The organism is Bacillus sp. AY2-1 (assembly GCF_008368965.1).
Classification (GTDB): domain Bacteria; phylum Bacillota; class Bacilli; order Bacillales; family Bacillaceae_G; genus Bacillus_A; species Bacillus_A thuringiensis_S.
This window is the reverse complement of record NZ_QPEL01000017.1, coordinates 104,188-116,851: the sequence shown is the minus strand read 5'-3', so window position 1 is coordinate 116,851 and position 12,664 is coordinate 104,188. Positions and strand designations below refer to the sequence as shown.

The window sequence follows — 12,664 nt, the reverse complement described above, 5'->3', positions numbered from 1 at the left end:
TCCGGAAGTTGGCACGATTAGTAAGAATCCTCTTCCTAATCTACGTTGCAAGATATTCTTGCTCATGATTGAAGGAAAAGAATAGGTGCACCTACTCTTTTCCTTTACATAACCGTCAGCAATCTCAAAGATTGAGATGCCTATATATATTATTATCTAGCTCCAGCGGCTTGAATGTTCGGTGGCTTCACTTCGTCCCCCTCACATTCAGGACGAGCCGCTTCCGCTTTTATTACTCAGAAGCTACGAATACTTTTTTAAATCCGTTAATTGCTGCTGCAAATTTGTCGTCATCCGCAAGTTTCTTAGTTGTGCGGATTTCTTCTAATAAGTCAGTCGCATTAGAATCTAACCAAGCATGGAATTCTTCTTCGAAACGAGTGATATCTACTACTGGGATATCATCTAGGAATCCACGTGTTAAAGCGTAAAGAATGATAACTTGTTTCTCTACACGTAACGGTTTGTGTAATCCTTGTTTTAATACCTCAACAGTACGAGCACCACGGTTTAGTTTCGCTTGAGTTGCTTTATCAAGGTCAGAGCCGAACTGAGCGAACGCTTCTAACTCACGGTAAGATGCAAGGTCAAGACGAAGTGTACCTGATACTTTACTCATTGCTTTAATCTGAGCAGATCCACCAACACGAGATACAGAAGTACCCGCATCGATCGCTGGACGTACGCCAGAGAAGAATAGGTCAGATTGTAAGAAGATTTGTCCATCCGTAATAGAAATTACGTTTGTTGGGATGTAAGCTGATACGTCCCCTGCTTGTGTTTCGATGAAAGGTAGTGCAGTTAAAGAACCGCCGCCTCTTGCATCACTTAATTTTGCTGCACGCTCTAATAAGCGAGAATGTAAGTAGAATACATCCCCTGGATAAGCTTCACGACCTGGAGGACGACGTAATAGTAATGACAGCTCACGGTAAGCCGCTGCTTGTTTTGATAAGTCATCATATACTACTAATACGTGTTTACCATTGTACATGAACTCTTCACCCATTGTTACACCAGCATAAGGAGCTAAGTATAATAATGGAGCTGGTTGAGAAGCAGATGCAGTTACAACGATTGTGTACTCTAATGCACCGTGCTTACGTAGTGTTTCTACTACGTTACGTACAGTTGATTCTTTTTGTCCGATAGCTACATAGATACAAATCATATCTTCATCTTTTTGGTTAATGATTGTATCAAGTGCAACTGCTGTTTTACCAGTTTGACGGTCACCGATGATTAACTCACGTTGACCACGGCCAATTGGTACAAGAGCATCGATCGCTTTAATACCTGTTTGAAGTGGCTCATGAACAGATTTACGATCCATTACACCTGGTGCTGGACTTTCGATTGGACGAGTGTTTGTTGTATTGATTGGGCCTAAACCATCAACTGGTTGACCTAATGGGTTTACAACACGACCAATTAGTTCTTTTCCTACTGGTACTTGCATGATGCGACCAGTACGACGAACTTCGTCACCTTCACGGATTTCTGTGTAAGGTCCTAAAATGATAATACCTACGTTGTTTTCCTCTAAGTTTTGTGCTAGTCCCATAACGCCGTTAGAGAACTCTACAAGTTCACCAGCCATAACGTTATCAAGACCATGAGCACGCGCAATACCGTCACCAACTTGGATAACTGTACCAACATCACTAACTTCGATTTCAGACTGATAGTTCTCGATTTGTTGCTTTATCAGTGCGCTAATTTCTTCAGCTCTGATGCTCATGTGCTTCACCCCTATCTATTCTTCATTAATTCACGCTGAATACGTGCTAATTTTCCTTGTAAACTTCCGTCATAAATGCGATTTCCAATACGTACTTTAATTCCGCCTAGTAAATCTTCATCTACAACATTTTTCACGCGAATTGCATCTTTTCCCGTTCTCTTTGCAAATGCTTCTGCAATGTTAAGCTTCTCTTCTTCAGATAGAAGACGAATAGAATATACAGTTGCATCCGCTACGTTACGTTCTTCATTAGCAAGAACAACATATTCATCTGCAATTTCAGGTAAGATATCAATACGCTTGTTATCAATTAAAATATATAACGTATTTAAAATTGATTCAGAAACAGATCCGAATACGTTTGCAAGAAACGTTTTCTTCTGCTCTTTTGAAATGTTTGGTTGCGTTAAAAAGCTATGTAGTTCCCCGTTCTTTACATAAACGTTTTGTACAAGGCGTAATTCTTCTTCAAACATTTCTAATACGTGTTTTTCTTTTGCAATTTTAAAAAGAGCGACAGCATAACGTTTTGCTACAATCCCATTGCTCATCGCGCTTCTCCTACTTCTTTAATATAATCGCGAATTAACTTAACTTGATCTTCTTCTTTTAATTCTTTTTCAATTACTTTAGAAGCAATTTGAACAGATAAAGAAGCGACTTGTTCTTGTAAAGCAGCAATTGCTTGCTCTTTTTCGCGTTGAATTTCTTGTACAGCAGATGCTTTAATTGATTCTGCTTCTTCTTTCGCAGCAGCAACAATCACATCTTTTTGATCTACAGCTTGTTTTTTCGCTCTTTCGATTAACTCTTGTGCTTCAACACGCGATTGTTTTAACATTTCACGTTGTTCTTCTACTAACTTCTTCGCTTCAGCGTTACTTCTTTCTGCAGCGTCGATTTCATTAGTAACATGCTCTTCACGTTCTTTCATAATTCCCATTAAAGGACCCCACGCAAATTTGCGTAGCATTACTAATAGAATTAAGAAAATGAACAATGTATAAGCAATCGTTCCAAATGGAATGGCAGCTCCTAATAATAAAGTTGGCACAAGGATTCACTCCCTTCAAAATATCTAAATTGATCATATGAAAAAAAAAGACATACGTTTCGTTCATAAAGCAATGGCGAAGAAAGTTCGGAAAAACACTCTTCGCCATCTATGTAAGGGGAGTCTCCCTTATTTGTTCATTACGATGAATGCAATAACTACACCGATGATTGGAAGTGCCTCAACTAAAGCAACCCCGATGAACATAATTGTTTGAAGTGCGCCTTTTAATTCTGGTTGACGAGCAACACCTTCGATTGTACGTGATACGATAAGACCGTTACCAATACCTGCACCTAATGCTGATAAACCAATTGCAATTGCAGCTGCGATTACACCTAAACTCATTTAATTTGTCCTCCTTTGTATTATAAAAAAATAAATTTTTTCTTACTTAAATTATATTAATGGTCATGACTTACTTTATGAGCCATATAAACCATCGTTAACATAACGAAAATAAATGCTTGGATTGATCCAACGAATACACTGAATCCCATCCATGCTAACATCGGTACAAGCGCACCTAATGCTCCAAGGAATGATGCCCCGCCTAACTTAGCAAGTAATCCTAATAAGATCTCACCTGCATAAATGTTACCGAATAAACGAAGACCTAACGTTAATGTGTTAGCAAACTCTTCAATAACCTTTAATGGGAATAAGAATTTCATAGGTTGGAAATAACCTTTAACATACTCTTTCGTACCCTTCATCTTAATTCCATAATAATGGGTGAGGGTAACTACCATCACGGCTAATGTTAATGTAACTGCTGGATCAGACGTTGGTGACCTCCACCATGCAATATGTTCGCCAGCTTCAGTTGCTGAATACATGAATGGTAAACCAAGGAAGTTCGATACGATGATAAACATGATAAGCGTAACGCCAAGCGTTAAGAAACGTCCACCTGTTTTCCAGTCCATCGTACTATTGATAATCCCTTTCACGAAGTCAAACACCCATTCCATGAAGTTTTGCATCCCGGTTGGGCGAAGGGCTAAGCTGCGAGTTCCGATAACAGCGATTAAGAAAACAATAACTGCTGCTACAGTAACCATCATAACTGATGACAAATCGAACGTTAAACCTAGAAATTTAACTAATTTACCGTGTTCCACTAGTAATTCACCTCTCTTCCCTGCTCTTATACTCTAAATAAAGAAAATCTATGATCATGACAAGGTATCCTGTCAGCAATCCTACACCTAAGCCCCACATCGCAATTAACTCTTGATATTTGGCTGCAAATAAAATTAATAACCCAATCGTGGCGAATCTTGAATATGTACTTACAGCTGTCGCCTTAAACTTCACGTTTTCTCCATTTGTTACGCGATCTAACAGCTTGTCTGTTCTACTTGCAATGATGCGCAAACTAAGAAAACTGAAAATCGTTCCGATAATCAGCCCAAGAAATACATCCTTGTAAGAGGTAAATCCCCATCCTAGCACTAGAAGCGCAAGCAAGTAGTACATATATTTCTTTTGTCTTTGGACAAGTCCATGTACGTCTATCATCATTGCTCTCCCGAATAGTAATGTCGAATGAGTCGAATCATTGCGTATACCCCTGTTCCTAACCCGAGTAATAACCCTATAATAAGAAACAATGGAAACGTTCCAACCTTATTATCAATCCACTGCCCACCAAAGATTCCAACAAGTATAGAACCGACTAATTGAGCAAGAATTCCTGACATTAAAGCATATGCTTTTATATGGCTGCGATCGTTTTTTTGCAAGGATTCATCCCTCCAATATGTAACCCTCATTCACGATGTGTTAATAATAACTCATTTTTTTGCATAAATCCTATACAAAACAAAAAGTTTACATTTTCGTCACGGAATAGATGTATTTTTGTCACTGAAAGCCCTACCATCTATCCCCGTTGTTAGCATACAATAGGGTATTAACAGTGTCAACGAGAAATCGTAAAAAATCTAAAAATTTGAGTATTAGGCATTTCCTCCCAAAAATGAAAACGTTCCCCTTCTAAATACTGGTTACATATATGCAATTTCTAACAGTTTTCTCTTTATAATAGAAGGAAATGTTCACAAGTTTGTCACTATTATATTTTCGAGATATAACGCTTTTCTTCCATAATATAGTGTTCCTCAGACGTAAGACTTCTATATTATATGTGATGTGTATGCAACTTATGTTGTATATACGATGTATATTTATCCTCTCCTCTCCCCTCCCCTACTTGCTTACAGCAAAAAAAAACGAGCAGGGAAATCTCCCCTGCTCGTCAGTTGTCTTACTTCGTTCCGAATAAACGGTCACCAGCATCACCAAGACCTGGTACTACATATCCGTGGTCATTTAATTTCTCATCTAATGCTGCTACATAAATATCAACATCGGGATGTTCTTCTTGTACTACTTTTACCCCTTCTGGAGCTGCAACGATACACATTAATTTAATTTGTTTCGCACCGCGCTTTTTCAGAGAGTTAATTGCTTCAGCCGCAGAACCACCTGTTGCTAGCATCGGATCTAGTACGATAAAGTCACGCTCTTCTACATCCGTTGGAAGTTTCACATAGTATTCTACCGGTTGCAATGTTTTAGGGTCACGGTATAAACCAACGTGTCCTACTTTTGCTGCTGGAATTAATTTCAGAATTCCATCAACCATTCCTAAACCTGCACGTAAAATCGGAATTAAACCAAGTTTTTTACCAGCGATCACTTTTGTTGTCGCTTTGCTTACAGGCGTTTCAATTTCAATATCCTTAAGCGGAAGGTCGCGAGTAATTTCGAAAGCCATTAAGCTTGCTACTTCGTCCACTAATTCACGAAAATCTTTCGTACCTGTATTCTTATCGCGAATATATGTAATCTTATGTTGAATTAACGGGTGATCAAATACATACAGTTTTCCCATGTGAATCTCTCCTTTAGATGATATTCATGCGTTTGCACGCTTTTTTACACTATTTACGATTGTAAAGAAAACGCTACTAATATTCAAGGGCAAATTTGGCAAAATCATGATTTTACGATGAATCTATCTAGTATCTTTACCAATTATGGGAGCTGTATCCTTCATTATATCGCCAAAATTTATTCATCATTTGTATACATACTTTAAAAATAATATATGTCCACAAAAAAGACTGCCAAAACAATTACGTTTCAGCAGTCTTCTTCAATCTATTATAGATTTGGATACATTGAGAATTTGCTCGTTAACGCTTCTACACGCTTACGTGCTTCTTCTAATGCAGCTTCATTTTCATGATTTTTTAATGTATAAGCAATAAGTGACGCAATTTCATCCATTTCTTCTAAACCGAAACCACGAGATGTTACAGCTGCTGTACCGATACGTACACCACTTGTTACAAATGGGCTTGCTGTTTCAAATGGAATTGTATTTTTGTTCACTGTAATACCAACTTCATCTAATACGTGCTCTGCTACTTTACCTGTGATTTCTAGGTTACGAACATCAATCAAGATTAAGTGATTGTCTGTTCCGCCAGAAACAAGTGTAAGTCCTTCTTTTTGAAGACCTTCAGCTAAGCGGTTCGCATTGTTAATGATATTTTGTGCATACGTTTTGAAATCCTCTTGAAGTGTCTCACCAAACGCAACAGCTTTTGCAGCGATTACGTGCATAAGTGGACCACCTTGAATACCAGGGAAGATTGATTTATCAATTTGTTTTGCAAACTTCTCTTCACATAAAATCATACCACCGCGCGGACCACGTAACGTTTTATGTGTTGTCGTTGTAACGAAATGTGCATGTGGTACTGGATTTGGATGTAAGCCAGCAGCTACTAAACCAGCGATATGTGCCATATCCACCATTAAGTATGCACCCACTTCATCTGCAATCTCACGGAATCGTTTGAAATCGATAACACGAGGGTATGCACTTGCACCTGCAACGATTAATTTTGGTTTATGTTCTTTCGCTTTTGCTAATACATCATCGTAATTAATACGGTGAGAGTCAGCATCCACGCCATATTCTACGAAATTATATTGTACTCCACTGAAGTTAACAGGGCTTCCGTGTGTTAAGTGACCACCATGAGATAAATTCATACCAAGTACTGTATCGCCTTGCTCTAAAATTGTGAAGTATACTGCCATGTTCGCTTGTGCACCAGAGTGTGGTTGAACGTTTACGTGCTCTGCGCCAAAAATTTCTTTTACGCGATCACGTGCGATATCTTCTACTACGTCTACGTGTTCACAGCCACCATAGTAACGTTTTCCAGGATATCCTTCAGCATACTTATTTGTTAAAACAGAACCTTGCGCCTCCATTACCGCTTCACTTACAAAGTTTTCCGAAGCAATTAACTCAATCTTTGAACGCTGTCTTCCTAGTTCTGCCTCAATTGCAGCAAATACCTTTTCATCTTGACGTTTTAAATGATCCACCAAAATCCCCCTTTTCTGAACGAATTACATCGATTCCCAACAGTTTTTTCTCATTTATTCAGAAAAAACGAAAATTCAGGTTGTAATTCTTTCGAACCTTCATGTTTTCAACTACATTCTAACATGACTTTCTATATCATAAAAGAAAAAAAAGACCGAAAATCGGTCTTTTCTTTCTTCTACTATAAAGTCAGACAACATACCTTTTATCTTATGATAAACAGCTACTATATGACTTCCTAATTTCTCATATTTAACGGCAAGTGGTAGTCTCTTCCGTCACCGCGTAAACAGCACGTGCTCCGCCAATTAGTTTTCCACGTGTTTTGGCCATCGTTACATGCGCACTTCCAATTGCCTTCACACTTGTACGAACCGGAACAGCTACATGTTTTAAATGCATACCAATAAATGTATCACCAATATCCATTCCTGCATCTGCTTTAATAAACTCAACTACTACCGGATCTTTCAAATTGTGATACGCATATGTCCCCAATGCACCACCTGCTGATCTAACAGGCGTAACTGTTACAATTTCAAATTGATATTTTATCGCTACTTCTCTCTCAACTACTAAAGCACGGTTTAAATGCTCACAACATTGAAACGCTAATTCAATACCTGTTCGCTCTTGAAATTGTTTTAACTCAGAAAAAATCGCCTCTGCTACTTCCATCGTTCCTGATGTTCCAATTCTTTCGCCTAGCACTTCGCTCGTGCTACAACCCACTACAAAAATTTGACCGCTTTGTAATGAAGCTTGTTCTTGGAAATCAGAAAGCGACATTTGTAGCTGTTCTCTTACTTTTACGATTTCTGTCATTACGCCTCTTCCTTTCACAGGTTGGTTCACCAAATTATATTTCACACTACCAATAGTTAGAATCTATTACTTCGTTTCGTATGTTTTAATTTTTCCTACGCGGTTTTCGTGACGACCACCTTCATAGTCAGTTGTTAACCAGATTTTTGCGATATCACGCGCTAGACCAGCACCAATTACACGCTCGCCCATTGCTAGCATGTTAGTGTCATTATGCTCTCTCGTTGCTTTCGCACTGAAAGTATCATGAACTAACGCACAACGGATACCATTTACTTTGTTTGCTGCGATTGACATACCAATGCCTGTCCCACAAACTAAAATACCACGATCTACTTCACCGTTCGCTACCATTTCAGCTGCCGGAAACGCAAAGTCAGGGTAATCAACAGAACCAGCTTCACATTCACAACCTAAATCAATATATTCAATATTTAACTCTTCTAATAAACTTACAAGTTCTTTGCGGATATTCATACCGCCGTGATCAGATGCTATTACTACTTTCATTTTTACCCCTCCAAAGTTTCAATCAATTATCTTCATTTCACACTCGCCACCTCAATAGGACGAAGTGATCTCCAATATCGTATTATACACGAAACATCAACCTACTGAATGTTTTTTCAGTAAAGTTTGTACAAGTTTTTCCATCTCATCTAACGTTTCTTTATAAATAGAAAGCGAGCCTCCAAATGGATCTGAAATGTCCTTACCTATACCTTCAGTTAATCCATATAACGTATTCAATTTCTTTTCAACACTCGGATAATGCCCAAGTACAATGTGTTTATGATTTTCTGTCATCGTTACGACAATATCAGCCCAATCAAGCAAAGTTTCGTTTACTTGCTGCGCGGCATGATTAATTGAAATCCCTTTTTCAGCTAAAGCTTCCTTCGCATATACCGATGCATCGCTCCCAGGATAGGCGAAAACACCGGCAGATTGCACTTCAAACCTATCTCCTCCGTGATGACGAAGCAACGCCTCAGCCATCGGACTACGACATGTATTGCCAGTACAAACAAATAACACTCGTTTCATCCAACCCCACCCCTATATTCGATTTCTTACCACTCATCATAACTTACATTAGAATAGAACAAAAGAAATGTGAATATACAAAAAGCGCAGTTCTCTTATATTTTTTCTAAGAAAAATGCGCCTTATCCACATATATGTGAAACCCTATTTCCAAGTGCCCAGAGTATTTTAACATACCTACTGAATATGCAACAAAAATAAGGAATCCATTTCATACGAAACGGATTCCTCTTATACAGCAATTATTTCATTGTAACTTTCATTACTTCTGTTGAACCTTTTGTAGCTGTTACGCCTACAGTTGTCTTAATAGACTCAGCTGCATCTGTGTTTGTAATAACGATTGGAGTAATTGTGCTTTTCGCTTTTTCACGGATTAATTCTAAGTCGAATGAGATTAATTTATCTCCAGCTTTTACAGCTTGGCCTTCAGAAACGTGAGCTTCGAAACCTTCGCCTTCCATTTTTACAGTTTCTAATCCAACGTGGATTAAAATTTCTGTGCCGTTTTTCGCTTTAATTCCGATAGCATGTTTTGTGTGGAATAATTGTACGATTTCACCATCAACTGGAGATACAACTACACCTTCAGTAGGATCGATTGCAACACCGTCACCCATCATACGACCAGCGAATACTGGATCTGGTACTTCTTCAATATTTTTCACTGCTCCAGTTAATGGAGCTACGATTGTTTCTTCATTTGTTTTTGAACCAAGACCAAATAATTTTTTAAACATAGGATAGTCCTCCTTATAATTTACCTAAAAGTTTATAGGGCAATCCCTAGTAAAGCTCGGGATACATGTAAGACTTCATACTTCGAATATTATACTGTAAAAACGCTTTCGAAATAAATTACGTCATTACTAATAGACTCTTATTGTAGCGCTTCACAAAATTCCAGTCAATTCTGATTGTCTGAATAACAATAAGAAGTTAACTTCTATTTATATTTTCTCTTTTTTTGCCCAACTTGTCTAGAGGTCTTTACTACATTTTGTTTTTTGTTGTTAATTTGTAAAATTTAATTCAAACTTTTTTCAAAATCCGCTTGACTAAAGTAAGTAACTATTTTATTATTACTTACATAAGGTAAGTTGATAACTTTTAGGAGGTTTTTAAAAATGATGGATTTCGGTCTTCTTATTATTCGTCTTATTATAGGAATTACATTCATGGGTCATGGTGCTCAGAAATTATTTGGTTGGTTCGGCGGTTACGGTTTAAAAGGAACAGGTGGCTGGATGGAATCAATCGGTTTACGTCCTGGTGTATTTATGGCATTTATGGCTGGTGCAACTGAATTACTAGGTGGTTTCTTATTCGCATCAGGTATTTTCATTATAGTTGGCTCATTATTTATCGTTGGAACAATGTTAATGGCTATCTTCACTGTTCACGGGAAAAATGGTTACTGGGTGACACAAAACGGATATGAATATAATTTAATGTTAATCGCTGTTGCTGTTGGTGTAGCTTTAATCGGACCTGGCGCATACGTTTTACTTTAATTTTCATCTCAATCTTGAGATTCTTGAAAAAGAACTTACTTCATTACAATTGAAGTAAGTTCTTTTTATGAAACAAAATATTATTTCCAGCAGGATTTTCTCACCGATATCTTGTAAACAAACAATAAGTATTCATATTTAGAAAGGGGATTACAAGCATGTTATCCATTAATCCAAATGAACAAACTGAAAAAGATAATTACAAATTACTTACTGGAAGTATCATCCCTCGCCCTGTCGCATTCGTTACTTCTGTAACAAAAGACGGTGTATTAAACGGCGCACCATATAGTTATTTCAATATTGTCGCTGCTAATCCACCACTTATCTCTGTTTCTGTACAACGAAAAGCCGGAGAAAGAAAGGACACTTCCCGAAACGCAATTGAAAAAGGTGAATTTGTCGTACATATTTCTGACGAATCATATGTAGCAGCAATTAACGAAACAGCAGCTAATCTCCCGCCAAATGAAAGTGAAATTGAACTAGCAAAACTAACACCAATTGAAAGTGAAGTCATCTCTGTTCCAGGTGTAAAAGAAGCAAATATTCGAATGGAATGTATATTAGAACGTGCAATTCCACTTGGTGGAACAGAAGACTCACCAGCTTGTGATCTACTAATTGGACGCGTCGTTCGTTTCCACGTTGCCGAGCATCTATATGAAAAAGGGCGCATTCACGCAGAAGGACTCAAACCAATAAGCCGCCTAGCAGGACACAACTATGCAAAATTAGGAGAACAATTTGAACTGGTTAGGCCAGTTTAAAAGCGGAAGCGGCTCGTTCAGAATGAGAGGGGGATGGAGCTTCTGACGTAGAGGCGCTTTTTGCCTCACAGGAAGACGCGAAGCCACCGACCATTCTAGCCGCTGGAACTGGATAATATCTAAAAGCGGAAGCGGCTCGTTCAGAATCGATTCCTGCCATCACTCAAACATAAAAATCCCCTGCTTTTTAGCAGGGGATTTTTATCATTGTAATTCTTCCTTCTTTTCCTCTAAAGTAGGCAGTTTTTCTTTTTTCGGTTTCCCTAGCTTAATTACGAAGAAGTATAGGGAAAGCAGTGTAATAAGAAAAACAATTAAAAACGGGTACGGAGAGTAAAAAGCACGCGCCGCCTCAGTCTTTCCCGCAACAAATTTCAATGACTCAATATCTAAAAACTCAGCAAACATTTGTACACCGAGCATACTAAACCAAAAAACAAAAAAACTAATAATAATACCAAAAACTTGCTTCAATCTTGTCATTCATCTCATCCTTTCTATATGTGTAATTTTTTAGCGCAATCAATATAGTACAAACAAAACTATGCACAGAAAGGAGCTATCTTACTATTCGCGAATTAACTTAATCCAACCTAAAATTGCAATTTGCAAAATAATACCCCAAATTATAAGCCTTCTTAGCCATCGAGGAAAGAAGGTTAAAAACTTAACATACCATCCCAATAGCTTGTTCATAATTCCCTCCTACATAAAATTATATAGGAAAAAGGATATATAATCCAAATCCAACTAGAATGATGCCACCTACTATCTCGCCATATGTACCGAGCATATCTTTCGCATGTCTACCAATTAATAAACCAATCCACGCTAACAACATGCTAACAAATCCAAAAAGTAATATCGTAATGATTGTTTGTGCCCCATAAATACCAAGACTAAGCCCTACTGAGAAACTATCTATACTAACGCCAAATGCAAATACGAATAAGCTAATTCCAATAGGGACAGTTCTAGTCTCTCCATTTTGTAAAATGGTCGAATATACGATATAAAAACCTAGTCCGATTAATAAAATAGCACCCGCAAAATGTGCAATATCTCCATACTTCTCTGATAAAAAACGACCTAGTACCATCCCTATAAATGGCATAATAATATGAAATATCCCTATCGTCATACCAATATACAGGATTTGTCTTAACTTTAGGGGCATCATCCCCATACCAAGACTCACCGAGAACGCATCCATCCCTAAGGCGAATGCCATAATTATTAAAGGTATTAGCTGTTCAAACGTCATTCATGCCCCTCCTTGGACGTGCTACTTCA

The 12,664-nt window shown here is 37.9% G+C and carries 19 protein-coding genes; 2 read left to right on the top strand and 17 right to left on the bottom strand.

Translation table 11 applies throughout. The features are described from left to right. Positions 1-232: 232 nt before the first annotated feature. From atpA to DN403_RS04445, 14 genes are all read right to left on the bottom strand, one after another. Positions 233-1,741 (bottom strand): F0F1 ATP synthase subunit alpha, encoded by a 1,509-nt coding sequence (atpA, locus tag DN403_RS04510; RefSeq protein ID WP_000027521.1) that lies wholly within the window; start codon positions 1,739-1,741, stop codon positions 233-235. An 11-nt stretch (positions 1,742-1,752) separates the two neighbouring features. Then, the gene (gene atpH, locus DN403_RS04505; protein ID WP_000064682.1) at positions 1,753-2,295 is read right to left on the bottom strand and encodes a F0F1 ATP synthase subunit delta; all 543 of its coding nucleotides are present in this window, start codon (positions 2,293-2,295) and stop codon (positions 1,753-1,755) included. Continuing rightward, entirely contained in the window at positions 2,292-2,798 is a 507-nt protein-coding gene (gene atpF, locus DN403_RS04500) for a F0F1 ATP synthase subunit B (protein WP_001142615.1), read from the bottom strand. The genes atpH and atpF overlap by 4 nt, the downstream gene beginning before the upstream one ends. A 129-nt stretch (positions 2,799-2,927) precedes the next feature. After that, the gene (gene atpE, locus DN403_RS04495; protein WP_000052064.1) at positions 2,928-3,146 is read right to left on the bottom strand and encodes a F0F1 ATP synthase subunit C; all 219 of its coding nucleotides are present in this window, start codon (positions 3,144-3,146) and stop codon (positions 2,928-2,930) included. Positions 3,147-3,202: 56 nt separating this feature from the next. Then, positions 3,203-3,922 (bottom strand): F0F1 ATP synthase subunit A, encoded by a 720-nt coding sequence (gene atpB, locus DN403_RS04490; protein WP_000399879.1) that lies wholly within the window; start codon positions 3,920-3,922, stop codon positions 3,203-3,205. 7 nt (positions 3,923-3,929) lie between these two features. Next, positions 3,930-4,322, bottom strand: a complete 393-nt coding sequence (locus tag DN403_RS04485; protein WP_098946363.1) for an ATP synthase subunit I — start codon at positions 4,320-4,322, stop codon at positions 3,930-3,932. Then, a complete protein-coding gene (locus DN403_RS04480) occupies positions 4,322-4,546 on the bottom strand; it encodes an AtpZ/AtpI family protein (protein ID WP_001171223.1) in 225 nt (74 codons plus the stop codon). Before DN403_RS04480 ends, DN403_RS04485 begins: the two co-directional genes overlap by 1 nt. Positions 4,547-4,572: 26 nt before the next feature. Continuing rightward, on the bottom strand, positions 4,573-4,686 hold the full coding sequence (locus DN403_RS04475; protein WP_000232961.1) for a DUF4024 domain-containing protein: 114 nt from the start codon (positions 4,684-4,686) through the stop codon (positions 4,573-4,575). A gap of 384 nt (positions 4,687-5,070) precedes the next feature. Further along, complete coding sequence (gene upp, locus DN403_RS04470; protein WP_000517539.1) at positions 5,071-5,700, bottom strand: uracil phosphoribosyltransferase; 630 nt, start codon at positions 5,698-5,700, stop codon at positions 5,071-5,073. Between the two features lie 272 nt (positions 5,701-5,972). After that, the gene (gene glyA, locus DN403_RS04465; RefSeq protein ID WP_000349800.1) at positions 5,973-7,214 is read right to left on the bottom strand and encodes a serine hydroxymethyltransferase; all 1,242 of its coding nucleotides are present in this window, start codon (positions 7,212-7,214) and stop codon (positions 5,973-5,975) included. 253 nt (positions 7,215-7,467) lie between these two features. Then, a complete protein-coding gene (locus DN403_RS04460; RefSeq protein WP_000136383.1) occupies positions 7,468-8,040 on the bottom strand; it encodes a TIGR01440 family protein in 573 nt (190 codons plus the stop codon). Between the two features lie 66 nt (positions 8,041-8,106). Continuing rightward, positions 8,107-8,550, bottom strand: a complete 444-nt coding sequence (rpiB, locus tag DN403_RS04455) for a ribose 5-phosphate isomerase B (RefSeq protein WP_000869542.1) — start codon at positions 8,548-8,550, stop codon at positions 8,107-8,109. A 96-nt stretch (positions 8,551-8,646) separates the two neighbouring features. Then, entirely contained in the window at positions 8,647-9,087 is a 441-nt protein-coding gene (locus DN403_RS04450) for a low molecular weight protein arginine phosphatase (protein ID WP_000832377.1), read from the bottom strand. A gap of 242 nt (positions 9,088-9,329) precedes the next feature. Further along, positions 9,330-9,827 carry a PTS sugar transporter subunit IIA gene (locus tag DN403_RS04445; RefSeq protein WP_000473666.1) on the bottom strand — a complete coding sequence of 166 codons (498 nt, stop codon included), beginning with the start codon at positions 9,825-9,827 and terminating at the stop codon, positions 9,330-9,332. 387 nt (positions 9,828-10,214) lie between these two features. On the opposite strand from DN403_RS04445, the gene DN403_RS04440 reads away from it, so the two are divergent. Together DN403_RS04440 and DN403_RS04435 are read left to right on the top strand one after the other, a co-directional pair. Next, a complete protein-coding gene (locus DN403_RS04440; protein WP_000968613.1) occupies positions 10,215-10,601 on the top strand; it encodes a DoxX family protein in 387 nt (128 codons plus the stop codon). A gap of 158 nt (positions 10,602-10,759) precedes the next feature. Continuing rightward, positions 10,760-11,371, top strand: a complete 612-nt coding sequence (locus tag DN403_RS04435; RefSeq protein ID WP_000949048.1) for a flavin reductase family protein — start codon at positions 10,760-10,762, stop codon at positions 11,369-11,371. A gap of 204 nt (positions 11,372-11,575) precedes the next feature. On the opposite strand, the gene DN403_RS04430 is transcribed toward DN403_RS04435, so the two are convergent. The 3 genes from DN403_RS04430 to DN403_RS04425 form a co-directional block, all read right to left on the bottom strand. Beyond that, positions 11,576-11,854 (bottom strand): DUF3935 domain-containing protein, encoded by a 279-nt coding sequence (locus tag DN403_RS04430; RefSeq protein WP_000197471.1) that lies wholly within the window; start codon positions 11,852-11,854, stop codon positions 11,576-11,578. An 84-nt stretch (positions 11,855-11,938) separates the two neighbouring features. Further along, positions 11,939-12,067, bottom strand: a complete 129-nt coding sequence (locus DN403_RS31660) for a hypothetical protein (RefSeq protein WP_001037654.1) — start codon at positions 12,065-12,067, stop codon at positions 11,939-11,941. A gap of 19 nt (positions 12,068-12,086) precedes the next feature. Continuing rightward, the gene (locus DN403_RS04425; protein ID WP_000142476.1) at positions 12,087-12,635 is read right to left on the bottom strand and encodes a manganese efflux pump MntP; all 549 of its coding nucleotides are present in this window, start codon (positions 12,633-12,635) and stop codon (positions 12,087-12,089) included. Positions 12,636-12,664 lie beyond the last annotated feature (29 nt).

Excerpts from the sequence above, each read along its gene's own strand:
- atpA (WP_000027521.1), bottom strand. The coding sequence starts at position 1,741 with ATGAGCATCAGAGCTGAAGAAATTAGCGCACTGATAAAGCAACAAATC.
- atpH (WP_000064682.1), bottom strand. The coding sequence starts at position 2,295 with ATGAGCAATGGGATTGTAGCAAAACGTTATGCTGTCGCTCTTTTTAAA.
- atpE (WP_000052064.1), bottom strand. The coding sequence starts at position 3,146 with ATGAGTTTAGGTGTAATCGCAGCTGCAATTGCAATTGGTTTATCAGCA.
- DN403_RS04485 (WP_098946363.1), bottom strand. The coding sequence starts at position 4,322 with ATGATAGACGTACATGGACTTGTCCAAAGACAAAAGAAATATATGTAC.
- DN403_RS04475 (WP_000232961.1), bottom strand. The coding sequence starts at position 4,686 with ATGGTAGGGCTTTCAGTGACAAAAATACATCTATTCCGTGACGAAAAT.
- upp (WP_000517539.1), bottom strand. The coding sequence starts at position 5,700 with ATGGGAAAACTGTATGTATTTGATCACCCGTTAATTCAACATAAGATT.
- DN403_RS04460 (WP_000136383.1), bottom strand. The coding sequence starts at position 8,040 with ATGACAGAAATCGTAAAAGTAAGAGAACAGCTACAAATGTCGCTTTCT.
- rpiB (WP_000869542.1), bottom strand. The coding sequence starts at position 8,550 with ATGAAAGTAGTAATAGCATCTGATCACGGCGGTATGAATATCCGCAAA.
- DN403_RS04450 (WP_000832377.1), bottom strand. The coding sequence starts at position 9,087 with ATGAAACGAGTGTTATTTGTTTGTACTGGCAATACATGTCGTAGTCCG.
- DN403_RS04445 (WP_000473666.1), bottom strand. The coding sequence starts at position 9,827 with ATGTTTAAAAAATTATTTGGTCTTGGTTCAAAAACAAATGAAGAAACA.
- DN403_RS04440 (WP_000968613.1), top strand. The coding sequence starts at position 10,215 with ATGATGGATTTCGGTCTTCTTATTATTCGTCTTATTATAGGAATTACA.
- DN403_RS04435 (WP_000949048.1), top strand. The coding sequence starts at position 10,760 with ATGTTATCCATTAATCCAAATGAACAAACTGAAAAAGATAATTACAAA.
- DN403_RS04430 (WP_000197471.1), bottom strand. The coding sequence starts at position 11,854 with ATGACAAGATTGAAGCAAGTTTTTGGTATTATTATTAGTTTTTTTGTT.
- DN403_RS31660 (WP_001037654.1), bottom strand. The coding sequence starts at position 12,067 with ATGAACAAGCTATTGGGATGGTATGTTAAGTTTTTAACCTTCTTTCCT.
- DN403_RS04425 (WP_000142476.1), bottom strand. The coding sequence starts at position 12,635 with ATGACGTTTGAACAGCTAATACCTTTAATAATTATGGCATTCGCCTTA.